Origin of the sequence: Thiomonas sp. OC7 (assembly GCF_900634595.1) — a bacterium.
GTDB classification, from domain to species: Bacteria; Pseudomonadota; Gammaproteobacteria; order Burkholderiales; family Burkholderiaceae_C; genus Thiomonas; species Thiomonas arsenitoxydans.
Genome location: NZ_LR131953.1, coordinates 1495274 through 1519461 on the forward strand (window position 1 = coordinate 1495274; position 24188 = coordinate 1519461).

The 24188-nt window shown below is 65.8% G+C and carries 22 protein-coding genes; 17 read left to right on the forward strand and 5 right to left on the reverse strand.

Annotated features, from left to right (window positions below; genetic code table 11):
• Positions 1 to 3: 3 nt before the first annotated feature.
• Together BIO17B3_RS07210 and BIO17B3_RS07215 are read right to left on the reverse strand one after the other, a co-directional pair.
• Positions 4 to 1188, reverse strand: coding sequence for an efflux RND transporter periplasmic adaptor subunit (locus BIO17B3_RS07210; protein WP_156053591.1), 1185 nt, complete (start codon positions 1186 to 1188; stop codon positions 4 to 6).
• Between the two features lie 65 nt (positions 1189 to 1253).
• Positions 1254 to 2756 carry an efflux transporter outer membrane subunit gene (locus BIO17B3_RS07215; RefSeq protein ID WP_156053592.1) on the reverse strand — a complete coding sequence of 501 codons (1503 nt, stop codon included), beginning with the start codon at positions 2754 to 2756 and terminating at the stop codon, positions 1254 to 1256.
• Between the two features lie 238 nt (positions 2757 to 2994).
• Here BIO17B3_RS07215 and BIO17B3_RS07220 point away from each other — a divergent pair, with 238 nt between their 5' ends.
• The 3 genes from BIO17B3_RS07220 to BIO17B3_RS07230 all read left to right on the forward strand — a co-directional run bounded on the left by BIO17B3_RS07220 (position 2995) and on the right by BIO17B3_RS07230 (position 6125).
• Positions 2995 to 3879, forward strand: coding sequence for an AraC family transcriptional regulator (locus tag BIO17B3_RS07220; protein WP_156053593.1), 885 nt, complete (start codon positions 2995 to 2997; stop codon positions 3877 to 3879).
• 93 nt (positions 3880 to 3972) lie between these two features.
• Positions 3973 to 5250: an O-acetylhomoserine aminocarboxypropyltransferase/cysteine synthase family protein gene (locus BIO17B3_RS07225; RefSeq protein ID WP_156053594.1), complete on the forward strand. Its 1278-nt coding sequence runs from the start codon at positions 3973 to 3975 to the stop codon at positions 5248 to 5250.
• Positions 5251 to 5363: 113 nt separating this feature from the next.
• On the forward strand, positions 5364 to 6125 hold the full coding sequence (locus BIO17B3_RS07230; RefSeq protein WP_156053595.1) for a glycine zipper 2TM domain-containing protein: 762 nt from the start codon (positions 5364 to 5366) through the stop codon (positions 6123 to 6125).
• Positions 6126 to 6396: 271 nt separating this feature from the next.
• On the opposite strand, the gene BIO17B3_RS07235 is transcribed toward BIO17B3_RS07230, so the two are convergent.
• Complete coding sequence (locus BIO17B3_RS07235; RefSeq protein WP_156053596.1) at positions 6397 to 7923, reverse strand: YifB family Mg chelatase-like AAA ATPase; 1527 nt, start codon at positions 7921 to 7923, stop codon at positions 6397 to 6399.
• Between the two features lie 9 nt (positions 7924 to 7932).
• Complete coding sequence (locus tag BIO17B3_RS07240) at positions 7933 to 8220, reverse strand: accessory factor UbiK family protein (RefSeq protein WP_156053597.1); 288 nt, start codon at positions 8218 to 8220, stop codon at positions 7933 to 7935.
• A gap of 296 nt (positions 8221 to 8516) precedes the next feature.
• Here BIO17B3_RS07240 and BIO17B3_RS07245 point away from each other — a divergent pair, with 296 nt between their 5' ends.
• The 14 genes from BIO17B3_RS07245 to clsB all read left to right on the forward strand — a co-directional run bounded on the left by BIO17B3_RS07245 (position 8517) and on the right by clsB (position 22818).
• Positions 8517 to 9632, forward strand: a complete 1116-nt coding sequence (locus BIO17B3_RS07245; protein ID WP_156053598.1) for an outer membrane beta-barrel protein — start codon at positions 8517 to 8519, stop codon at positions 9630 to 9632.
• Positions 9633 to 9668: 36 nt separating this feature from the next.
• Positions 9669 to 10007, forward strand: coding sequence for a P-II family nitrogen regulator (locus BIO17B3_RS07250; RefSeq protein WP_013107214.1), 339 nt, complete (start codon positions 9669 to 9671; stop codon positions 10005 to 10007).
• Positions 9949 to 11361, forward strand: a complete 1413-nt coding sequence (locus BIO17B3_RS07255; RefSeq protein ID WP_304940764.1) for an ammonium transporter — start codon at positions 9949 to 9951, stop codon at positions 11359 to 11361. Before BIO17B3_RS07250 ends, BIO17B3_RS07255 begins: the two co-directional genes overlap by 59 nt.
• A 182-nt stretch (positions 11362 to 11543) precedes the next feature.
• A complete protein-coding gene (locus tag BIO17B3_RS07260) occupies positions 11544 to 12002 on the forward strand; it encodes a nuclear transport factor 2 family protein (protein WP_156053600.1) in 459 nt (152 codons plus the stop codon).
• Between the two features lie 34 nt (positions 12003 to 12036).
• Complete coding sequence (locus BIO17B3_RS07265; RefSeq protein WP_156053601.1) at positions 12037 to 12576, forward strand: sigma-70 family RNA polymerase sigma factor; 540 nt, start codon at positions 12037 to 12039, stop codon at positions 12574 to 12576.
• Positions 12573 to 13439, forward strand: coding sequence for an anti-sigma factor (locus tag BIO17B3_RS07270; protein ID WP_156053602.1), 867 nt, complete (start codon positions 12573 to 12575; stop codon positions 13437 to 13439). The genes BIO17B3_RS07265 and BIO17B3_RS07270 overlap by 4 nt, the downstream gene beginning before the upstream one ends.
• A gap of 156 nt (positions 13440 to 13595) precedes the next feature.
• On the forward strand, positions 13596 to 14366 hold the full coding sequence (locus BIO17B3_RS07275; RefSeq protein ID WP_156055248.1) for an extracellular solute-binding protein: 771 nt from the start codon (positions 13596 to 13598) through the stop codon (positions 14364 to 14366).
• Between the two features lie 81 nt (positions 14367 to 14447).
• Positions 14448 to 15740 carry a glutamate--cysteine ligase gene (gene gshA / locus BIO17B3_RS07280; protein WP_156053603.1) on the forward strand — a complete coding sequence of 431 codons (1293 nt, stop codon included), beginning with the start codon at positions 14448 to 14450 and terminating at the stop codon, positions 15738 to 15740.
• A 19-nt stretch (positions 15741 to 15759) separates the two neighbouring features.
• A complete protein-coding gene (gshB, locus tag BIO17B3_RS07285; protein WP_156053604.1) occupies positions 15760 to 16788 on the forward strand; it encodes a glutathione synthase in 1029 nt (342 codons plus the stop codon).
• Between the two features lie 36 nt (positions 16789 to 16824).
• Complete coding sequence (locus BIO17B3_RS07290; protein ID WP_156053605.1) at positions 16825 to 19080, forward strand: sensor histidine kinase; 2256 nt, start codon at positions 16825 to 16827, stop codon at positions 19078 to 19080.
• Positions 19081 to 19276: 196 nt separating this feature from the next.
• A complete protein-coding gene (locus BIO17B3_RS07295; RefSeq protein ID WP_013124279.1) occupies positions 19277 to 19936 on the forward strand; it encodes a peroxiredoxin in 660 nt (219 codons plus the stop codon).
• A gap of 141 nt (positions 19937 to 20077) precedes the next feature.
• Complete coding sequence (nudB, locus tag BIO17B3_RS07300; RefSeq protein ID WP_156053606.1) at positions 20078 to 20581, forward strand: dihydroneopterin triphosphate diphosphatase; 504 nt, start codon at positions 20078 to 20080, stop codon at positions 20579 to 20581.
• Between the two features lie 12 nt (positions 20582 to 20593).
• Complete coding sequence (locus BIO17B3_RS07305) at positions 20594 to 21430, forward strand: endonuclease/exonuclease/phosphatase family protein (protein WP_156053607.1); 837 nt, start codon at positions 20594 to 20596, stop codon at positions 21428 to 21430.
• Positions 21431 to 21453: 23 nt separating this feature from the next.
• Positions 21454 to 22818: a cardiolipin synthase ClsB gene (gene clsB, locus BIO17B3_RS07310; protein ID WP_156053608.1), complete on the forward strand. Its 1365-nt coding sequence runs from the start codon at positions 21454 to 21456 to the stop codon at positions 22816 to 22818.
• A 76-nt stretch (positions 22819 to 22894) separates the two neighbouring features.
• Here the strand turns inward: clsB and BIO17B3_RS07315 are convergent, their stop codons facing one another.
• Entirely contained in the window at positions 22895 to 24157 is a 1263-nt protein-coding gene (locus BIO17B3_RS07315) for a GGDEF domain-containing protein (protein WP_156053609.1), read from the reverse strand.
• Positions 24158 to 24188: the final 31 nt, after the last annotated feature.

The window sequence follows — 24188 nt, forward strand, 5'->3', positions numbered from 1 at the left end:
GGTTCAGGAATTGGGCACTTGCGGGTTGGGGTTGTCGGAGGGCTGCACGCTGTTGTTGATGAGCACCGGGACGCCATTGCGCAGCTTGAGCTGCCCGGCGGTCACCACGGTTTCACCGGCCTTCAGCCCGCTGAGCACGGCCACCTGATCGCCGCGCGTCAGGCCGGTGGTGATGAAGCGCTGTTCGGCCACCAGCTTGGGTTTGCCGTCGGCGCCCTTGCCTTCGTCCTTGACCAGATAAACCGTCGCGCCATACGGGTTGTAGGCCACGGCCGCATTGGGCAGGGTGATGTAGTTGTGCGGCGCGCCGTCGGTCAGTCGTATCGTGGCGAACACGCCGGGCAGCAGCTCGCCCTTGGGGTTGGGAATGCGGGCGCGCACCGTGAGGTTGCGCGTGGCCGTGTTGATCTGCGGCTCGACCGCAATGACCTTGGCTTCGAAGGTTTTGCCTGCCGCCGCGTTGGTGGTGAGCTCCGCTTTCATGCCCACATGCACCAGATCAATCTGGTTCTGCGGCACGGTGAAGTCGATGTCCATCGGATCGAGCGCCTGCAGCGTGACCACCGCCGTGCCCGGCGCCAAATATTGGCCGAGGTTGACCTGCCGAATGCCCAGCACGCCCGAGAACGGCGCGGTGACAGTGGCCTGCGCCAGCACCGCCTTTTGCGCGTTGATCTGCTCGGCCAGCGCCTTGAGCTGGGCCTGCACGCTGGTCACATTGGCACGGTCGGTGTCAACCACGGCCTGGCTGATAGCCTGCACCTTGAGCTGCGCTTCATCTCGCTTGAGCGTGATTTGCGCCAGATTGAGCTGCGCCTGCAACTGCCCGACCTGCGCCTGCAGCTGCGCGAGTTGGGCGCGCTGCGGGGCGTCGCTGATCTGCGCCAGCACTTGGCCCGCGCGCACCTTCTCGCCAGAGCGGAAATGAATGGCGGTGACCACTCCTGCGATCTGCGGGCTGAGCGAGGCTTGCTGGCTGGCGCGCAGATTACCGAGCGCCTCGACCGTGGGCTGCCAGGATGACTCCTGCGCCACGATGGTCGAAACCGTCTGCGGCGGATTGGACATGCCCTTGATCGCCTTGGCAATCATGGTGCCCTTGAAGTGCTGGAACCACACCATCCCCCCAATCAGGACGGCGGCGATGATGAGCATGATGATCATGCGCTTGGTGGTGCCTTTGGTCATCTGTGAACTCCGTGTACTGGCTTTTGTAGGGGGCTGATCGGGAATACCGAGGGACTATTGAAGGCTTACTTGCTGGCCGACGCAGCGGCTGCGGGCGCGCTCTGCTCACCCAGCACGCCGCCGCCCATGGCTTGATAGAGCGCCGCGCTGTCGGCCAGACGCTGCGCCTGGGCCGAGATCAGGCCGATGCGGGTTTGCTGCGCCTGCTGCTGCGCGGTGAGCAACTGCAGATAACTGGCGGCGCCCAGCAGATATTGCTGATCGACGAGCTTGAGCGACTCTTGCGCTGCCGTATCGGCTGCGGCCTGCGCCTGCAGCGTCTGCGCGTCATTGTCGAGCGCGCGCAAGGCATCGGCCACATTGCGCAGGGCCTGCAGCACGGTCTGCTGATAGTTGGCTCCGGCCGCTTGCAGGCTGGCTTCAGCCGCGTTTGCACCGGCCTTCAAACCGGCATTGAACAGGGGTTGAGCCAGACTGCCGGCCAGCGACCAAACGGCCGAGCCCGGGCCGAACAAGGCGCCCATCGTGAGCGCCTGCGTGCCCAGACTGGCGCTGAGATTGATCTGCGGATACAGGTTGGAGACTGCCACGCCGTACTGCGCCGTGGCCGCGTGCAACAGCGCCTGGCTGGCTTGAATGTCCGGGCGCTGCTGCACCAGAGCGGACGGCACAACGACGGGCAGCGTTTGCGGCAAGGTGAAGTCGGCCAGGGTGAACCGGGGAATATCGGCCGCGCCCGGCGCCTGGCCGAGCAACACGGCCAGCAGATGATCGGTCTGCTCGAGCTTGTTGCGCAGCGGCGGGATGCTGGCGCGCGTCTGCTCCACCTGAGTTTGCAGCGTCAGCACATCGGTACGGGCCGCAGCGCCGAGGGCGAAGCGTTTGCGGGCGATGTCGAGCTGGTTTTGCTGCGCCTTGAGGATGGCCTCGGTGGCGTCGATCTGCGCGCCAAGCTGGGCCTGGGTGAACGCGGCGGTGACCACATTGGCCGCCAGGGTCAGCTTGGCTCCCTGGAGCTGGTACTGCTGATAGTCGGCCTGCGCGGCCAGGGCTTCGAGCGCGCGGCGGTTGCCGCCGAACAGGTCGAAGTTGTAGCCAACGGCGATGCTCGCGTTGTAGAGGTTGTAGGTGGTGGTGCGGTCGCCTGACTGGCCCGAACTCGCGGCATTCGCCTGATTACGGCTGGCGCCCAGTTTGGCGTTGACCGTGGGATAGAGGGTGGAGCCGGCCTGCGCTTGGTAAGTCTGCTGCGCCTGGCGCAGGGTGGCTTCGGCGGCGGCCAGCGTCGGGCTGCTGCGCTGCGCCGCGTCCACCAAGCCATCAAGGCGGGACGAGCCGTAGGCCCGCCACCAGTCAGGTGCGATGCGCTCGACCGTCTGAAAACGCTGCGCCCCACCCAGCGTGCCGGGGGCCGATGCGGTCTGCGCGGGCAAGGCCTCGCGGGTGTACTGCTGAACCGAGGGCGCCTTGGGCGTATGGAAATCGGGGCCGACCGTCGTGCAGCCGCCAAGCAGGGCGGCGCCAAGGGCAATCCATAAAACGCGAGGGGTCGCGGGCAAATTCTGCATAAGGCGGTCCGGAGAGGCGGAAGGCAATGGGGGAGACGAACCAGACGATTTTCACCGCGCTGTGCGCCCGGGAGCAGGGTGCTGGCGGATCAAAGGTCGGCTGATTCTAGGAGGCACTAGCGATTTCTGCCGGGTGCGCTCCCCCGATTGCATGGGACGAACGAGACGGATGCTAGGGGAGGACGATATGGCCGGGTTGCTTTACTATGCCAATGAATATCGCAAACACGCCACACAAATGCGCCACACAAACGCCGCTATGCCCCACACCGCGCCGACGTCCACTGATGGTGAATGCAGCAAGGCCGAGTTGCTCGACCGCATCAATCACCTGGGCGGCGCCGAGCTGATCGCGGTGAATGTGCGCAATCAGCTCGCCATGGACCCGCAGACCCATTGCCATGCCCGCGGCACGCTGTTTCTGCTCACCGAGGGTCTGGTCATCGTGGAAACCGCGCAGGGTCGCCAGCTTTCCCCCTCGCAGACCATCGGCTGGATGCCGCCCGGCGTGGAGCACGCGGTGCAGTCTTACGGGCCGACCGCGGGTTTCGGCGCCTTTCTCACGCCGCAGTTCTGCGGCGATCTGCCGGCCGAACCGACGAGCTACCCGGTCAACCCGCTGGTGGCGCTAGTGCTGCAAAAGGCGCTGAGCTGGCCGCACGACACCCCGCTCGATCTCACCCGCATGCGTCTGCTGCTGGTGCTGCTCGATGAATTACGCCAGTCGCCCGCCCGTCCGTTGCAACTACCCTGGCCGCAGGACGCCCGGCTGCTGAGCATCGCCCGCGCCCTGCTGGGCAATATTGCCAGCCCGCGCACCCTGGAGCAGTGGGCGCGCTGGGCCGACATCAGCGCCCGCTCGCTGAGCCGGAAATTCGTGCTGGAAACCGGCATGAGCTTCGCCCAATGGCGGCAATGGGCGCGGCTGACCCAGGCGCTGGAATGGCTGGCCACGGGCCGGGCGGTGAAGGATGTGGCGCTGTCTCTGGGGTATGACAGTGTGAGCGCCTTCATCAAGACCTTCCGCCAGGCGCTGGGCACCACGCCATCGGCCTACTTCCAGACGCAGCAGCGCAAGCAGGCGGCCTTGAGTCCTCGCGTCGCTGCAGATCAAGAGGCATAAGCTTCAAACGATTCGATCCTTGGATTTGCGCCAAATGCCCATTAGGCTTTGACCCACATTGGGCTTTGACCCATATCGACCGGAGACCTCCCCATGAAATTCGAAACCCTGGCCGTCCACGCCGGCTACAGCCCCGATCCCGTGACCCGTTCGGTCGCCGTACCCATTTACCAGACGGTGTCGTACGCCTTCGACGACACCCAGCACGGCGCCGACTTATTCGATCTGAAGGTCGCGGGCAATATCTACACCCGTATGATGAATCCGACCAACGACGTGCTGGAAAAGCGCGTCGCAGCGCTCGAAGGCGGCGTGGCGGCGCTGACGGTGGCTTCGGGCATGGCTGCCATCACCGCGGCGATTCAAACCCTGGCCGAGGCGGGCGACAACATCGTCTCCAGCAGCCGTTTGTATGGCGGCACCTACAACCTGTTCGCCCACACCTTTCCGCGGCAAGGGCTGGAGGTGCGCTTCGCCGACCCGCGCGACCCCGATGCCTTTGCCCAGCTGATCGACGCCCGCACCCGCGCGGTGTTTTGCGAAACCATCGGCAATCCGCTGGGCAATGTGACCGATATCGGCGCGCTCGCCGCGGTGGCGCACGCCCATGGCGTGCCGCTGATCGTGGACAACACCGTGCCCTCGCCCTACCTCTGCCGTCCGTTCGAGCACGGCGCCGACATCGTGGTGCACGCGCTGACCAAATACCTCGGCGGCCACGGCAACAGCATGGGCGGAGCCATCGTCGACTCCGGCAAGTTCGACTGGGCCGCGCACGCCGACCGCTTCAAGCTGCTGGTCGAGCCCGACGTGAGCTATCACGGTGTGAGCTACACAGCGCAGTTCGGAGCTGCCGCGTTCATCGCCCGCGCCCGCGTGGTGCCCCTGCGCAATATGGGCGCGGCGCTGTCCCCGCTCAACGCCTTTCTCATTCTGCAAGGCATCGAAACCCTGCCGCTGCGCATGGACCGCATCTGCGCCAACGCGCTGCACATCGCCACGCACCTGCAAAAGCATCCGCGGGTGGCCTGGGTGCGCTACGCCGGGCTGGTGGACCATCCCGATCACGACGTCGCCCAGCGCTTGATGCAGGGACGCGCCTCGGGCATCCTGAGCTTCGGGCTCAAGGGCGGCCGCGAAGCCGGGGCGCGTTTTCAGGATGCGCTCAAGCTGTTCACTCGGCTGGTCAACATCGGTGACTGCAAGTCGCTGGCCTGCCATCCGGCCACGACCACGCATCGCCAGCTCAACGCGCAGGAGCTGGCTGCTGCCGGGGTGAGCGAGGACATGGTGCGGCTGTCCATCGGCATCGAGAATCAGCAAGACCTGATCGCTGACCTGGATCAAGCGCTGGAGGCCAGCGGCCACTGATGTGCAGCGCTGCGGGCGGCTGTCGTCTGCGGCTATCGTCGGCGGCTGTCGTCAAATAGGCGGTCTGTTGCGTTAACCACGCACACATTTCATCGGAATCACGGGAGAGCAATATGTCATCCATTCCTCCGCAAGGGCCAGCCACGGCGGGAAAAGGCGTCTGGATCGCGGTTTTCGTCATGGGCGCCGTCATCGTGGCCTTGCTGGCCGCGGTGCTTTACAAGCTCAGCGATAGCTCGGGCAGCAAACCCGAAGTCGCCGCAGCCTCAGCGGTGGCCGCCCCCACCCAACCACTGGCCGCTGCGTCGCAACCGGCCAGCGCGCCGGTCGTGGCAACAGGCCTCGCCCCAAGGTCCGCCGCCGAATCGGCCCAGGCGCCCGCGCCTCAGCCTGTGGTCAAACAGCCCGTAGTCGCCCCGCAACCCTCCCGCGTGGCACAGCAGACGGCCGCGCCGCAGACCTTCGCGCCGCAACAGTTCGCTCCTCAACAAGTTGCACCGCAAACCGCGCCCGTTCCGGCCGCACCGCAGCAGCCCGTCTGCAATAACTGCGGCACGGTGACTGCGGTCACGCCGGTGCAGGTGCAGTCGCAGCAGACCAACCCGGTGGGCGTGATCGCTGGGGGACTCATCGGCGGCATCCTGGGCAATCAGGTCGGCGGCGGTGACGGACGCAAGCTGGCCACCGTGGCTGGCGCGATCGGCGGCGGCCTCGCGGGCAACGAAATCGCCAAACGGGTGGATGCGCAGACCGTCTACAACGTGCAAGTCCGCCTGGACAACGGTCAGGTACAGACGATGCAGCTCAAGGTCGCCCCGCCCGTGGGGCAGCGTGTGCAGATTGGCGCCGACGGCGGACTCAACCCGATTCAATAAAGTCTGCACGCTATTTCTTAACGGCCAAACACCGCCTGTTTACGGGGGGTCGCCACACTGTTCGCGGATGATTGACGGGAAAGATAGAGCGTTACAAAATGGGCTGAACTTTTTGCTTTTTTCCTGAACAGAACTGGTGCTACGTGGCTTGAGTTCATGCTCGATCCTGTGGCCCTCCAAGTTGCCCGGTAGTCTGCTCTACAGACTCTCCCCCCGATCCGGGCATTTCCAGCCAGGTGCGCAAAGCACCTGGCTTTTTTTTGTGCTCAGATCACTCCGATGCCAAGGCGCGGCGCAACTGCATGGCCTCGGCCAGATGGGGCAAACCGATGCGCTGCGAACCGGCCAGATCGGCGGTGGTGCGCGCCAGCCGCAGCACCCGATGCGCCGCACGCGAAGACCACCCCAGCCGGGTGATCGCCTGGCTCAGAAACGCGCTGCCGGCGGTGTCGAGGGCGCAGTGCAGATCGAGTTCAGCGCCCTGCAACTGGGCATTGAGTGCCCCTTGCCGCGCCTGCTGCCGATCAGCGGCTATGGCCACACGAGCGGCGATCTGCGCGCTGGTTTCGCCTTGCGGCAACTGCAGCAGCGCGTCAGGCGCAATAGCGCCGACTTCGACCTGAATGTCGATGCGGTCGAGCAAGGGGCCGGAGATACGCCCCTGATACCGCGACACCTGGTCGGGCGTGCAGCGGCAGGCCCTGGTGGCATGCCCCAGATAGCCGCAGGGGCAGGGATTCATCGCCGCGATGAGCTGAAACCGCGCCGGAAACTCGGCCTGCCGCGCCGCGCGGGAAATATGAATGCGCCCGGTCTCCAGCGGCTCGCGCAGGCTCTCCAGCACGGCGCGATCGAACTCGGGAAGTTCGTCGAGGAAAAGGACATTCTGGGTAGCCAAGGAAATCTCGCCGGGCCGGATCGTCCCCGCGCCGCCGCCCACCAGCGCCACCGCAGACGCGGTGTGGTGCGGGCTGCGCACAAAACGTCGCCCCCATTGTGTCGGATCGAAGCGTCCCACCAGACTGAGCACCGTCGCACTCTCCAGCGCCTGCGCGCGGGTCAAGGCGGGCAACAACCCGGCAAAGCGCTGCGCCAGCATGGACTTGCCGCTGCCCGGCGGCCCCACCATCAGCACATGATGCCCCCCGGCGGCGGCGATTTCCAGTGCGCGTTTCGCCGCGCTGTGGCCGCGCACTTCGGCCATGTCGGGGGCGTCGGCAGGCGCTGCCTCAACCTTGGCAGATGTGACCGGCTGCGCGGCGCCGTCCTGTTCGAGCAGATAGGCCACCACCTCCTGCAGATCACGAGCACCAAAAACAGCCGCGGCTTGCGCCAAAGCCGCCTCTTCGGCACTGGTTTGAGGCAAGACCAGACGAGGCTCAGCCGCCTCATCGCCCCCTTGCGCCCCCACAGCACACGCCATGGCCAACGCCCCCCGCGTGGGCCGCAACGCCCCGGTGAGCGACAACTCTCCTGCGAAAGTATGCCCCTGCAGACGCTGCGCCGGAATGAGTCCCTGCGCCGCCAGCAGTCCGATGGCGATGGGCAGGTCGAAGCGGCCGGACTCCTTGGGCAGATCGGCTGGCGCAAGGTTGACGACGATGCGCTTGTTCGACGGAAAACCCAGCCCGCTGTTAATCAGCGCGCTGCGCACGCGGTCACGCGCCTCGCGCACCTCGGCCTCAGGCAGCCCGACGATGGTAAAGCCGGGCAGACCGGGGGAGAGATGCACTTCCACCGTGACCGGTGGCGCCTCCATGCCCAGCAGTGCCCGGCTGGCGACTTGCGCCAGCGACATGGGCGCGGATCAGCGCCAGGCGTCTTCGGGCGACGCAGGCGCGCTCTGCGACCCGTTGTCCAGCCGGGCCTGCAGTTCGTGCACCTGGGCTTCGAGGGTATCGATCTGCTGGCGCGCGGCCAGCAGCATGCGCTGGGTGGCGTCGAACTCGTCGCGCGTCACCAAATCGAGCCGCCCCGCGGCGGAATGCGCCAGTGCACGCAAATTGCGCTGCGCATCGTGCAGCGGCGACTGTTCGATCAAGCGGCCGATCTGGTCGAAAAACGCGGTATTGCGTTGGCGAAAGCTGTCGTTCATGGTGGAACTCCTGAAATGACTCCTGGTGCGCATTGTGACCGATTTCCCCCGTCCGGCATGCGGCAGGCTATTGCGTTCTTGCGTCTTGCCAAGGATCGACCCGCCAAGATTCGCACCACTGGGGTGCATATTCATCAGGGCGCACATTATTGGTGCGTCAATTCGCTTCTCACAGAACGTAAAGCAAGTGACAACGATGTGACAGCCCCCACACAGACCTGGCACGAAAGCTGCTGATGCTCTCCGGCATTTCATGGTGGGCGTCTTGCCCGGCAGCACTCACAGGAGAAACTTGGATGAACAAAATCGCAATCGCCGCGGCCGTCGCCGCCGTTCTGGCCAGCTACGCGGGCGCAGCATCGGCACAAACCACCCCCGCCCCCGCAGCACCTGCCGCTCCCAGCCTGGGTGCGGTGCTCGCCGCAACCCCTGGCCTGAGCATTACCGGCTATGTCTACGGCACTTACGACTACTTCGACACCTCGTCGACCTTTCTGCGTGCCTATGACACCAAGCCCAATGGCTTCAATTCCAACGGCGCTGCCGCGACTGTGGCTTACCTGCCCAGCTCGGGTTTCGGTGGCCAAGTCACCGTGATCGGCGGCAACGACGCCAAGGCACTGAACGGCAGCAACTCGTTTTACCTGAACAACGCCTTCGTGCAATATGCCACCGGCGGACTGACCTTGATGGGCGGCAAGTTCGGCTCGCTGGCCGGCTTTGAGGTCACCAACCCAATGGGCAACGCCACGGTGTCGCGCAGCATCCTGTTCTGGGACATGGAACCCGGCTCGCTCACCGGCGTGCGCGCCAGCTACGCCGTGTCGCCTGCGCTGACCCTGATTGGCGGCGTGAACAACGGCTGGGTCAGCCCGCAGCCGAGCAACACCTCCAAGACCATTGAACTGGGCGCAAGCGGCAGCCCGAACTCCATGTTCTCCTATATGGCGGACTACTACCGCGGCCAGTCGCCGCTGTTCGGCGGCTCGACCAATGGCGTACTGCAACTGCTCGACCTCGTTGGCACCTTCAACGTCAACAGCGCGCTGACCCTGGGCGCCAACGTCGATCTGCTCTCCAAGGACGACGTGCCCCTGGCCAGCGGCGGCACCGGCACCGGCAAGTCCAACGGCCTGGCGCTGTATGCCACCTACGCGTTGACGAGCGAATGGGGCGTGGCAGCGCGTGGCGAATACGTCGATGACAAGGACGGCATGGTCTCCGGAACCAACGGCACCGCCAACAAGCTCAAGGAGCTGACTCTGGCGGTGAACTACACGCCGATGAAAAACGTCAAGCTGTCCGCCGAAGTGCGCCAGGACAAGTCCGACACCGCGATCTTCGCCAAAAAAGACGGCACCTCCACCACCAAGCAAAGCTCGCTTGAGTTGATGGCCGTTTACTCGTTCTGATCCCACGGGCCTGCGGGCCCATTGAAGGAGCCACACATGAAAATGATCACGGCCATCATCAAGCCGTTCAAGCTCGACGAGGTGCGCGAGTCCTTGTCGGGCATCGGGGTGACGGGCATCACCGTCACTGAAGTCAAGGGGTTTGGTCGGCAGAAGGGCCACACCGAGCTGTACCGCGGCGCGGAATATGTGGTCGATTTTCTGCCCAAGGTGAAGATCGAGGCGGCCGTGCCGGAAGCACTGGTCGAACGCACCATCGAAGCGATCGAAACCGCAGCGCGCACCGGCAAGATCGGCGACGGCAAGATTTTCGTCTCTGCGCTCGAACAGGTCGTTCGCATCCGCACCGGTGAAACCGGCGGCGACGCCCTTTGACCCTGCCTTTGACTCCCTCAACGAGGAATCCGACATGAAAAAAAGTCTCGCAATTCCCGCAGCGCTCGGCGCGATGCTGCTCGGCATGGGCAGCGCCTGGGCGCAGACCGCCCCGGCTGCTGCCGCGTCCAATCCGGCCGCCTTCATCAACTCCGGCGACAACGCCTGGATGCTGACCTCCACCGCGCTGGTGCTGATGATGACCATTCCCGGTCTGGCGCTGTTCTACGGCGGCATGGTGCGCAAGAAAAACGTGCTCGCCACGCTGATGCAGAGCTTCGCCATCACCTGTCTGGTGACGGTGCTGTGGATGATCATCGGCTACAGCCTGGCGTTCACGCCGGGCAACGGGTTCATCGGCGGATTGAGCCGGTTCTTCCTCAACGGCATGGGCCTGGATTCGGCCAACCCGCTGGCGCCGACCATCCCTGAGTCGACCTATATGACTTTCCAGATGACCTTCGCCATCATCACCCCGGCGCTGATCGTTGGATCGTTTGCAGACCGCATGAAGTTCTCGGCGCTGCTGTGGTTCATGGGCATCTGGCTGCTGGCCGTGTACGCCCCGATCGCTCACATGGTGTGGGGTGGCGGCTTCCTCGGCGGCGACGGCGTGCTTGACTACGCTGGCGGCACCGTGGTGCACATCAACGCCGGTATCGCCGGTCTGGTGGCTGCGCTGGTGATGGGCAAGCGCATCGGCTACGGCAAGGAAGCCATGCCGCCGCACAACCTCGTGCTGACCATGATCGGCGCCTCGCTGCTGTGGGTGGGCTGGTTCGGCTTCAACGCCGGTTCCGCCGTAGCGGCCAGCGACCGTGCCGGCATGGCCATGGCCGCCACGCAGATCGCCACTGCCGCTGCCGCACTGGGCTGGATGTTCGCCGAGTGGATTGCCCGCGGCAAGCCCACCATCCTGGGCATCACCTCCGGCGCGGTTGCCGGCCTGGTGGCCATCACCCCGGCGTCCGGCTTTGTCGGCCCTGGCGGCGCGCTGGCCATCGGCCTGATCGCTGGCGTGGTGTGCTTCTGGACTGCGGTCTATATGAAGGAAATGATCGGCTATGACGACTCGCTCGACGCCTTCGGCGTGCATGCCATCGGCGGCATCGTCGGCGCCATGCTCACCGGCGTGTTCGCGGTCAAGGCCATCGGCGGCACCGCCGGCGCCCTGGAAGGCAATATGGCCCAGATCCTGATCCAGGCCAAGGGCGTGGGCTTCACCATCGTCTACGACGCCATCGTCACCTTCATCATCCTCAAAGTCATCGACATGGTCATCGGCCTGCGCGTCACCGAAGAGCAGGAACGTGAAGGTCTGGACATCAGCCTGCACGGCGAGCAAGTGCTGTAACGGGGTTTTTTCCTCCGGACGGTTTGGCAGCAGGAGTGCTGCCGGATCGGAAGGCGTCTCCTCATCCCTACCCCGGGATGTTCCAACCGCCCCCTCGGGGGCGGTTTTTTCTTTTGGATGATGGAATAAGCCGCGATCGCAGGCGTCTATGCCATGTCACCCACCCCAACCGGAGTTCCGAGATGCACGCCTTGCAACGCTTCACCCCCCACCTGTCGGCCGCCTTCGCGCTGTCCGCGCTGAGCCTCACTCCTCTGGCCCATGCCGCCGAAGCCCCAGCTGAAGCCGCACGCGCCCACATCGCGGCGATTGCCGCGGGCCATGTGGACGCTATCACCGCCAGCTACGGCCCGGACGCCGTGCTCGAATGGGTCGGCGGCCCGCTCGATGGCCGCTACGCCGCAGCCGACGCCATCAAGACCACCTGGACCAAGTTCACCAAGGCCAACGGCCCGCTCACCGCGACGATCGACCACCTGCAGGAGGCCGCCAATCCCAACGGCGCCACCGTCACGGCCGATGTCGTGTTCCAGGGCAAGGCGGCGATTCCGGTGCGCTATGTGCTCACCTACCGCGACGGCAAGCTGGTCGATGAAATCTGGCAGATCGATCCCAAACTCGCTGCCAAGGGCGGATACTGATCGTTAGCGCACGCACGCATCCATTCCCGCCGTCATGGCCGACCGTCACCAACTGCTGACCGAGCAGATCCCGCACCTGCGGCGATATGCCCGCGTGCTCCACGCCGGGCGCATGGCCGACGCCGACGATCTGGTTCAGGACACGCTGGAGCGCGCCGTCAACAAATGGGGGCTCTGGCGCGGGGTGGGCAGTGTGCGGCCCTGGCTGTTCTCCATCATGCACAACCTGTTCGTCGATCACTGCGCCGTGCGCAATGCGCAGGCCACGGAGTCTCTGGACGTTCTGCCAGACGCCGCCCATCCGGCGCAAGCCGCAACGCAAGAGCTGCACCTCGAAGCCCTCGAACTGCTGGCCGCCCTGCAACGCCTGAGCGTGCCCTTGCGCGAGGTGTTGCTGCTGGTGGCCGTGGAAGGACTCAGCTATACGGAGGCGGCCAAAGCGCTCGGCGTGCCCACCGGCACGGTGATGTCACGCCTGTCGCGCGCCCGCAGCCAGCTCTGGCAACTCACCAACGGTGAAGGAGCGCAGCGCCCTGCCCTGCGCGTCATCGATGGGCAAAGGAGTGTGGGATGAATCCGCAACGCCCCGACCGCGACACCCTCATGGCCTACGCCGACGGCCAGCTCGACGCGGCCCGCAGCGCCGAGGTTGAGCGCTATTTGGAATACGAAGCCCGGCTGGCCCTGAATGGCGATGTGCCACCGCACGGCGCGCGAAGCTCCGTGAGCGCGGAAATCGCCGCCCTGCAGGCGCAGAACCTGGCGCTGCGCGAGGCACTCGCTCCCATGCTCGACGAACCGGTGCCCGCGCGCCTGTTGCAGCCTCTCGCGCCGCCTGCGCGCCCCTGGGCACGCGCGGCAGTCGTGGCGTTGTGGATCGGCGTGGGCGCGGCGGCCGGCAGCCTCGCCACCCGGGAGGCGCTGCAGCAAAACGGCCCCGTGGTCACCGCGCAGAACGAAGGCATGCAGCACTTCGTGCATCAGGCCGAACTCGCCTACGCCGTCTACACCCCGGACGCGCGCCGCCCAGTGGAAGTGCGCGAAGGCAGCGATCTGACCACCTGGCTGTCGCGCCGCCTGCAGCGACCCATCGTGGCGCCCGACACCCTGCCCGGCGGCCTAGTGCTCATGGGCGGCCGCCTGCTGCCCGGCATGCCGGGCAAGCCCGCCGCACAGCTCATGTACCAAGACGCGCAGGGCCACCGCGTCACGGTCTATCTGCGCGGCATGGCCAAGCCCACCGCCGAGATTTCATTTCGCATCGTGCCCGGAAAGCAAGCGTCCACCTTCTATTGGGTGGATCGCCAATGGGGCTACGCGCTGACCGGCGATCTGCCCCGCGCCCAATTGCTCGACGCGGCACGCGTGCTTTATCAGCGCTACACCGCCGACGATCCACCCGCCCTGCCGGGCTCCACAGCCACGCCGCAAGCCTGACCGCGCGACGCAGCTTTCAATTCCCCTCGCCCTGCAGACCGACGCTACGGCGTCGATCGACCAGGTTTTTTTCGACGTTCAGGAGTGCTCATGACCCAACCCACCTCACCCAACTCGTCCGCTGCTCAAACCCCCGACGCCGGACGCCGCGCCCTGCTGCGCACCAGCCTGCTCGGCGCCGGCTTGCTACTGGCCTCAGCCACGCCGCTGGCCCTGGCGGACAACGCCCCGTCGCTCAAGGTGTACGGCCCGGGCGGGCCGGCGCCCGCCATGAAGGAAGCGGCCACGGCCTTCGAGAAAGCCACGGGTATCAAGGTCGACGTCACCGCCGGCCCCACCCCGAAGTGGATCGACGCCGCCCGGGCCAACGCCGACCTGATCTTCTCGGGATCGGAAACCATGATGAGTGACTTCGTCACCGCCATGAACGGCCAGCTCGACAGCGCCGACGTCATTCCGCTCTACCTGCGGCCGCTCTCCGTTCTGGTGCGCCCGGGCAACCCCAAGCACATCACCGGCTTCACCGATCTGTTCAAACCCGGCGTCAAGGTGCTCGTGGTCAACGGCGCCGGACAGAATGGCGTCTGGGAAGACGCCGCCGGTCGCCTGGGCGACATCCGCAACGTGCGCGCGCTGCGCAAAAACATCGTCGCCTATCCAGCCAACAGCGCGCTGGCCCGCCAAGCCTGGATCGACCAACCCGACATCGACGCCTGGCTGATCTGGAACATCTGGCAAGTCTCCAACCCCAAGCTGGCCGAACAGGTGGCGGTGGAAGAGCCTTACCGCATCTACCGCGACACGGGCATCGCCCCGACCACGCGCGGCAAACAGCTGCCCGCCTCGCAGCAGTTCATCGCCTTTTTGCAGAGCCCGCAAGGCGCGACGATCTTTCAGCGCTGGGGCTGGACGACGAACGGCGCCTGAACCGGGGCAGATGCGGGAGCTCAGCGCGTTTGCGCTGCGTCTGCAAGAATCGGGGCTGTCCCCGCTTTTGCAAACTGAACAATGATCCCGCATCTCATCACCTCCTCGGGCGATCCCGTCCTCGAACTCGAACAGCGCATTCTGGAGGCGCAGCCCTCCATCGAGCGCTGGTTCCGCCTCGAATGGATGGAGCACACGCCGCCGTTCTACAGCTCGGTCGATCTGCGCAACGCCGGCTTCAAGCTCGCGCCGGTCGATACCAACCTTTACCCCGGTGGCTTCAACAATCTCTCCCCGGAGATGATGCCGCTGGCGGTGCAGGCGGCGATGGCGGCCATCGAGAAAATCTGCCCGGAGGCCAAGAACCTGCTGGTGATTCCCGAGAACCACACGCGCAACACCTTCTACCTCGAAAACGTCCACACCCTGATGCGCATCTTCCGCCAGGCTGGGCTGAACGTGCGCCTCGGGTCGCTCGACGAGACAGTCACCGAGCCCATGCACCTCAAGCTGCCGTCGGGCGGCGAGCTGGTGGTGGAGCCGCTGATCCGCAACAAACTGCGCCTCGGGCTGAAGGACTTCGACCCCTGCACCATCCTGCTCAACAACGATCTGTCGGGCGGCATCCCCCCCATCCTGCAGGGTCTGCACGAGCAATACCTGCTGCCGCCGCTGCATGCCGGCTGGGCGGTGCGGCGCAAGTCCAAGCACTTCCACGCGTATGACGATGTGGCGAAAAAATTCGCCAAGCTCATCGGCGTCGATCCGTGGATGCTCAACCCCTACTTCGCCCAGTGCGGCAAGGTCAACTTCCACGAGCGCCACGGTGAAGACTGTCTGGCCGAAGCGGTCGACAGCGTGCTGACCAAGGTGCGCAAGAAGTACAAGGAATACGGCATTCAGGAAAAGCCCTTCGTCATCGTCAAGGCCGACGCCGGCACCTATGGCATGGGCGTGATGACCGTGCGCGACCCCAGCGAAGTGAAAGACCTCAACCGCAAGGCCCGCAACAAAATGAGCGTGGTCAAGGAAGGGATGGAAGTCAGCGAAGTGCTGATTCAGGAAGGCGTGCCCAGCGTCGAGCGGCTGCAAGAGGCCGTGTGCGAGCCGGTGGTGTACATGATGGATCGCTATGTGGTGGGCGGTTTCTACCGCGTGCACGCCGACCGCGGGCCGGATGAGAACCTCAACGCCCCCGGCATGCACTTCGTGCCGCTGGCATTCGAGGAACAGTTCAACGTCACCCACCCGGAAGCGGCCCCCGGCACCAACGGACCGAACCGCTTCTATATGTACGGCGTGATCGCCCGGCTGGCCATGGTGGCCGCCAGCTACGAGTTGGAGCGCACCGACCCCGAGACCGAGCTGGGCTGAACCCCGGCCCGACAACATCATGCAACTGCTGTTCATCGCCGACCCGATCGCGTCCTTCAAGATTTACAAGGACACCACCTTCGCCATGATGCGCGAGGCGCAGGCGCGCGGCCATGTGCTCTGGATGTGCGAAGCCGCCGATCTGCACTGGAGGGGAGGGAACTCCTCCACAACCACCGTTCCGACGGGTGGGGAGGAGGCGATTGCAGCGCCAGTCACCGCCGTCTGCCGCCGCATCGAACTCACCGGGGCCACGTCGGGGCACGACTGGTACCGCGTGCTCGACCAGCGCCCGCTGGCCTTGCGCGAGGTGGATGCGGTACTCATGCGCAAAGACCCGCCCTTCGACAGCGAATATTTCTACGCCACCCATCTGCTGCAGCAGGCCGAGCGCGAAGGTGCGGCGGTGTTCAACAGCCCCCGGGCGCTGCGCGACCACCCGGAAAAGCTCGCCATTCTGGAGTTTCCACAGTTCATCACCCCTACCCTGGTCAGCAGCCGCGCGGCCGAAATCAAGGCGTTCTACGGCGAGCATGGCGACATCATCCTCAAGCCGCTCGACGGCATGGGCGGCACGGGCATCTTTCGCCTGCGGCAGCAGGCCGACGGCAGCCCCGATCCCAACCTCAACGTGGTGATCGAAACCCTCAGCGCCTTTGGTGCCACCACCGTGATGGCGCAGCGCTTCGTGCCCGCCATTGCGCAGGGCGACAAGCGGGTGCTCATCATCGACGGCGAGCCTGTGCCTTACTGCCTGGCGCGCATTCCGCAAGGCGGTGAGACACGCGGCAATCTGGCCGCTGGCGGATTGGGCGTGGCGCAACCGCTCTCAGAGACCGACTGGGCCATCGCCCGCGCGCTGGGGCCGGTGCTGGCCGCGCGCGGCCTGCTGCTGGTGGGCATCGACATCATTGGCGACAAGCTCACCGAGATCAACGTCACCAGCCCCACCTGCTTTCAGGAAATTACCCAGCAATCCGGCTGCGACGTGGCCGCGCGCTTCATCTCCGCGCTCGAAGCCGCCGTCACCCGAACCCGCACCTATTGACGCCGCGGGCGCGCGGTGGGCGACAATCCGCCCATCATGCCGATGCCGCAAACCCGTTCCGCCCGCATCCTGATGGCAGCCTTGCTGCTGACCCTCGCGGGGGTCACCGCCGCGCTGTATATCGCCCTGCATCAGCCCTGGCTGGGGCTCACCCTATCGTCCCGCGTCGATGCGTACAGCCCGGGCATCGAGGTGTTGCAAGTCGCCGGCAACGGCCCTGCCGCCGCCATCGCTAAAGGCTCGCGCCTGTTGTCGATCAGCGCCAGCGGGCAGCGCGTGGCCCTGCAGCCCAGCGACCTGATCGAAGAGCCTGACTATTTCGACACTTACGCCGAAGTCGAGCGCTTCTTTCAGCGTCAAACGCAGATCGCCGCGCTGCAGGCCCGTCCCCTGCTGCTGAGCTGGCAAGACCCTGCCGGACAGGTCTTCGAGCAGACCGTCGCGCCCCTGCCCAGCCGTCCGCTCGCCAGTCTGCCTTTGGTGTTCTGGTTCCAGTTGCTCTGCGGCGGCGTGGCCCTGCTCGTCGGCGCCTGGGTCTATGCGCTCAAACCCAAGAGCTGGCCGGGACGGTTGCTGGCGCTCTCCGGGCTGCTGTTTCTGCCTAACACTTACTCGGCCGCGATCTACAGCACCCGCGAACTGGCGCTGCCCGGCGGTCTGTTCGAGCTACTTTCGGCCGTCAATCATCTGGGGGCGCTGGGGTTCGGCGGCGCATTGGCCACGCTGTTTCTGGTGTACCCAGCGCGACTGGCGGCAGCGAAGTGGCTCTGGCCCGTGCCCATCATCGTGGTGGGCTGGTGGGCGATGGATGCCGCGCGTCTGGCGCCCAATGTGAGCTGGGGGGTACGCATTCCGCTGTTGCTCGAAATCCTGCTGGCCGTGGCGCTGGCCGTGGTGCAGTGGCGGCGCAGCGCCATTCGCGCCGCCGACCGCGCCGCGCTGCGCTGGTTCATGCTCTCGGCCATGCTGGGCGCGTTCACCTTTGTCGTCTTCACCTTCGGTTCGAGGATGATCGGGGTGTTCACGCCGATGCAGCAGGGCTATGCCTTCGGTTTTTTTCTCGCCATGTACCTCGGCCTGGCGCTGGGGGTCGGGCGCTATCACCTGTTCGACCTCGACCGCTGGGCCTACCGGCTGCTGCTCTGGGTGCTAGGGCTGGGGCTGATCATCGTGCTCGACATGCTGCTGGTGCTGTTGCTGAACTGGCGCCACGATATGTCGCTGATTCTCACGCTGCTGCTGGCCGGGCTGCTGTATCTGCCGATGCGGCAATGGCTGTGGGGCCGCATGATGCAGGGCGAGTTGCCGCCCATCGACAAGCTGCTACCCGAGATCATTTCGGTGGCCTTCACCGCGCAGACGCTGGAACGCGAGCGCCGCTGGCTCGGCCTGCTCGACCGGCTATACCAGCCGCTGCACAACCTGCCGATGCAGCGAAGCGAGGCCGACACCGGCCCCGGTCTGGCGCAGGACGGATTGGAGCTGCGCATCGCCCCGGCTGGCGGCTTGGCCGCGCGCCGTCTGCAGGGTCGCAGCGCTGGTCAGCGCCTGTTCACCGTGACCGACGCCGACCTGGCCACCTCGCTCGTGACCCTGTTCAACCAGGCTGCGGCGGGCCGCGACGCGCTGGAGACCGGCGTACAGCAAGAGCGCGACCGCATCGCCAGCGATCTGCACGACGACATCGGCGCCAAGCTGCTCACCCTGCGGCATCTGGTGCACGGCGAGCGCGAGCAGGCCATGCTGATGACCACCATCGACCAGTTGCGTGCCATCGTGCGCGGGCTGCGGCAGGCGGTGCAGCCGTGGGAAGAGTTCGCCGCCGACATCCGCTCGGAAACCGCGCAACGCCTGGCCGCCGCCGGCATGGCGCTCGACTGGCCGCCGCCGCTCATCGGCGGGCTCAACGCCGCTCGGCTGCCCCCTCAAGACGCCGCGCAGCAATACCACCTGCGCGCCCTGCTGCAAGAGGCGGTGAGCAACGCCATACGCCACGCCCGCGCCAGCCGCGTTTCCGTGCGACTGAGCATCGTCGATACAACCCGCATGCGGCTGGACGTTTTCGACGACGGCATCGGCATCGACCCGCAGCATGCCACCACCGGACATGGCCTCACCAGCATGCAGATCCGAGCCCGCGCCCTGGGCGGCCAGATCGCCTGGCGCCGCAATATCGACCGCGTACCGTCCAGCGCGCCCTCGGGCAAACCAGCGGAAAGCACCGCGCCGCCTTCGGGTCACGGCACCTGGGTGGAACTGGTGTTTCCCCTTGGGCCTGTTCACCCTATTTAGTCGCCTGTCACAACAAAGTCGATCCGGCCGCGCACAATGCGCCTCATTCAGTTTTTCAGAGCGCCGGTTTCGTTATATGTTTTTCCTAACCGTTCGATTGTGACAATCGATTGGATCAATTTTCGGGTTTTCCCTAGACTTCTTTCTCAACGGCATGCCCGCCGTATGTTTTCTTCTCACCACAAGGAGCTCAACCATGGAACAAACCACTGAAAATTTCGGCCTGCCCCGCCTCAACGAGCCCGCGCCCAACTTCAACGCCGTCACCACCCACGGCCCCCGCACCCTGGCCGACTACAAGGGCAAGTGGCTGATCCTGTTCTCGCACCCGGCCGACTTCACCCCGGTGTGCACCACCGAGTTCATGGGTTTCGCGCGTGAAGCCGAGACCTTCAAGTCGATGAACTGCGAGCTGCTCGGCCTGTCGATCGACTCCATCTTCGCCCACCTGGCCTGGGTGCGTTCGATCAAACAGCACTTCGGCGTGGACATTCCCTTCCCCATCATCGAAGACCTGAAGATGGAGGTCGCCCGCGCCTACGGCATGATCCACCCCGGCGCCGCCGACACTCAGGCCGTGCGCGCCACCTTCTTCATCGACCCCAACGGCATCCTGCGCGCCATGGTGTACTACCCGATGAGCAATGGCCGCTCGATCAACGAGTTCGTGCGTCTGCTGCAAGCCTTGCAGACCAGCGACAAGCACGGCGTGGCCACGCCGGAAGCCTGGTGCCCGGGCGACAAGGTCATCGTGCCCCCGCCCAAGACCTCCGCCGCCGCTGAAGAGCGCGTGAGCAAGGGCGCGGCGCAAGGCATGGAAGTGACCGACTGGTACTTCTCCAAGAAAACGCTGTAATTCATCAACGGGAACTCCCCGTTGCCTGAAGACCCAAGCCCCGGCCCGCCGGGGCTTGGGTTTTTGTTTTGCGCAAAGGCCGCAAGAAACGAGGGCGCGGCAAGCAAGCGTTTGCAGCCTGACTTCCTTAAGATGCGGGTCATGGATGCAACGACTCAGTCCCCCTTCTCCCCGTCCGAGACCGGACGCAAGATTCCGGTCTCGGTGCTGGTGGTGATTCACACTCCCGCACTCGATGTGCTGCTGATCGAGCGCGCGCTGCAGCCCGGCTTCTGGCAAAGCGTGACGGGCAGCATCGACGCCCCTGGCGAACCCCTGATGGACACCGCCCTGCGCGAAGTGGCCGAAGAAACCGGCATCCAGGTGGGCGGCAGCGCCGTGCCCCTATCCGCGCTGCGCGATTGGCGGCTGGCCAATGTGTACGAAATCTATCCGCTATGGCGGCATCGCTACCCGGCGGGCATCTGGAAAAACACCGAGCATGTGTTCAGCCTCGAAGTGCCCGCAGGCACTCCTGTCACCCTGGCCGCACGCGAACACCGCGCATGGGTCTGGCTGCCGTGGCAGGAGGCGGCCAAGCGCTGCTTTTCGGCCTCGAACGCCGACGCGATCCGCCAGTTGCCGCGGCGCTTTCCTTCGCGCTGAACAGGCCCGGTCATGGAACTGCGCGTCGCCTCCTACAACATTCACAAAGGCGTGCTCGGCCACGGCCCGGCCAAGCGCGCCAGCATTCTGGAGTTGCAGACGGCGCTGCAGGGGCTTGAGCCCGATCTGGTTTTTCTGCAGGAGGTGCAGTTTTTGCATCAGCGCAACGCGCGCCTACTGAGCGGTTGGCCCGCGCTGCCGCAGCACGACTTTCTGGCGCAGGCGCTGAACATGCACGCGGCCTACCGCACCAATGCCTGCACCCGGCATGGTGAGCATGGCAATGCGCTGCTCTCGCGCTATCCCATCATCGACATCGCCCACTGCGATGTATCGGACCACCGCTTCGAGCAACGCGGCCTGTTGCATGTGCAGGTGGCGCTGCCCAAGGGCGGGCCGCTGCACTGCATCGTGGTGCATTTCGGGCTGTTTGCCGCCAGCCGACAGCGCCAGACCGATCGTCTGCTCGACTACATCGCGGCGCGGGTGCCCGCGCAGGCGGCGCTCATCGTCGCGGGCGATTTCAACGACTGGCACGGCCGCATCGGCCCGCAACTGCTGCAGCAAGGCCTGGTCGATGTGAGCGAGCCGCCGCTCAAGACCAATGGCAAGACCTCGTGGCGCAAGCGCGTGCGCACCTATCCCGCGCGGCTGCCGCTGATGCCGCTCGACCGCATCTACGCCCGCGGTCTGAGTGCCAGCGAAATCGGTCTGGGCTGGGGTCGCGCCTGGGCCCGGCTGTCCGACCACGCGCCGCTGCTGGCCTCGCTGCGCTGCGACCAGCCAGACTGCCCCGAGTCGCCCCTGCCCGACCCGGCCGCCGCTGCGTCTGCGCCCATCGCAGCGTGAGCGCGTAGCCCGAGCGCCGCCCCTTGCCTGCCCCGTCCTTGCAAGCCGACACGCTGCCCCACCCTCTCGATGAACCGCTGCGCTGGACCGGCGGCGCCGCCCCGCGGCTGCTGCCCTACGGCAGCGCGCTATTCCCGGCCATGCAACAGGCCATCGAACAGGCTCGCGAAAGCATCTGGCTGCAGACCTACATCTTTCATACCGACGAGGCCGCAATGACTCTGGCCAGCGCGCTGTGCGATGCCGCGCGGCGCGGGGTGCAGGTGCGGGTGCTGGTGGACGGGCTGGGTTCGAGCCGCAGTGTCGAAGCGCTCTCCGGCCGCTTCACCGAAGCCGGGGTGGAGTTCATGGTGTTTCGTCCCTGGCGCAAATGGCTCGATGTCGTGCAGCGGGGTCGCTGGCGGCGGTTGCACCGCAAGCTGTGCGTGGTGGACGCGCACACCGCGTTCATCGGCGGCATCAACCTCATCGACGACCGACTCGATATTCACCACGGCTGGAGCGCGCAGCCCCGGCTCGACTATGCGGTGCAATACCACGGCCATCTCGCGCGCCAGACGCAGTGGGTGATGCAGCGGCTGTGGCTGCGCACCGTGCTCACCGGCAGCCTGCAGCGCCGTCTGCGCAAACTGCCCGGCCCCGGCGTGTTCGACACCTCGCCCAACCGCCGCGCCTACTGGCAGGAACTGCTGGACTGGGGCAGCGACATGCCCGTAGCCGACGAAGACGGCGCGCCACTGCCGCCCAGCAGCGCCACAGCGACCGCGCCCCGCACACCCGCACCCCGCCCCACCCCGCAGACCCTCGCGCAAAGCCTGGCCGCGCTGGTGGTGCGCGACAACTTCTCGCAACGCCGCGCCATCGAGCACAGCTACATCCGCGCCATCAACCGCGCCCGCAACCGCGTGCTCATCGTCAGCCCCTACTTCTATCCGGGGCTGGAGTTTCGCCAGGCGCTGAAAAATGCAGCGGCACGCGGCGTGCGCGTCGAGCTGCTGTTGCAAGGCCGTATCGATTACCGCATGGCGGCGTGGGCGGCGCGCGCGCTCTACGGCGAAATGTTACGCGCCGGGGTGCATATCTATGAATACACCCCCGCCTACCTGCACGCCAAGGTGGCGGTGGTCGATGCCGACTGGGCCACGGTCGGCAGCTCCAACATCGACCCGCTGTCGCTGCTGGTCAATCTCGAAGCCAATCTCGCCGTGCTCGACCGCGCCTTCGCGCTGGAACTGGGTGCGCATATCGAAAGCCAGATCGCGCAGTCCCTGCCCATCAACACGCCCGACCGTCTGCGCACGCGGGCGCCGTGGTGGCTGCGGCCGTTCGTGGCCGTCGCCGCGCGGGCCTTTGTCGCCCTGGCCGGTGGGGTGAAAAACGAATATTAGCCCCCCCGAAAGCCGCGCTGCACGCGGCTCTCCCCCCTGGGGGCAACGAAACACTTGGGGCGGCCCGGCGTGTTTCTTAGGCTCCCCCTTGGGACGATTCGCCGCACACGCAGTTGCGCCCCATCTGCTTGGCGCGGTAGAGCGCCCAGTCGGCGCGCACCAGCACATCGGCGGTGCGCTGATCGCCTGAGCGCGACTGGGTCATGCCGATGCTGACCGTGAGCGCCACTGCCTCGCCCTCGGCCAAGGCGATGGCCTCAGCGCTGACCGCAGCGCGCAGGCGCTCGGCGATCTGCCCCGCCTCGGCCTCGTCCGCGCCGTCAAGAATCAACAGAAACTCCTCGCCGCCCAGCCGTCCGAAAAAATCGCGGCTGCGCTTTTCGTCCTCGATGATCTGGACGAAGCGACACAGCACCCGGTCGCCCGCGGCGTGGCCGAAGCCATCATTGATGCGCTTGAAATAGTCGAGATCGAGCAACAGCACCGACAGCGACGCCTTGCGCTGCAACAACCGCTCGAGAATACCCAGAATGCTGGAGCGGTTGTGGATGCCGGTCAGGCTGTCGAAGGTCGCCAGATGTTCGAGCCGACGCTCCAGCGCCTTGCGCTCGCTGATGTCGCGCCAGATGCCTTCGACCCCGGCGTATTGGCCCTGCTCGTCGCGCAAGGCCTGGGTGCTGATGGAGATGTCGATGATCACCCCATCCTTGCGCCGCATGCGGCCCGGAAAATCATGCACCGCACCGTGCTGGCGAATCTCGGCCACCAGGGCGTCGCGCTCCGACAGATCGGGATAGAACGCCGCAGCGGGCAGGCCGATGATTTCCTCGGCGGTGTAGCCCAGCACGTTCTTCACCGCCGGGCAGACGTAGCGGGTGATGCCCTGGGCATCAGTGCGGTAGAACACATCCTGCATGGTGTTCATCATGCGCTGGAAGTCTTCGTCGGTCTGGCGCAGACGCTGCTCCATCGCGGCTCGCTCGGTCATGTCGAGAAAGGTCGCCAGCACCGCACGTTCATCGTCCACCACCACGATGGCGCTGCTCATGGCCAGCATCAGCGGCTGGCCGTCGCAGGTATAGGCGCGAATTTCAGTGACCGGGTTGATGCCGCCACCCTCGGCGTGACGCAGCCGCGCCAGCGCGCGGTGCAGGTCGAGCGGGTGAATGAAGACATCGACCTCGCGCCCGATGACGTCGGACGGCTGGCGCGCCCGCAACAGCCGCAGCGCTGCGGGGTTGGCGTAACGCACGGTATCGCCCACCAGCATCGCTACACAGGCCGGCAACTGGTCGATCCATTCTGCGCTGGGGCGACCCGCCTGGTCGGGGTCAGTCATGACGAACTTCAGGCGCCGGATGCGTAACCCG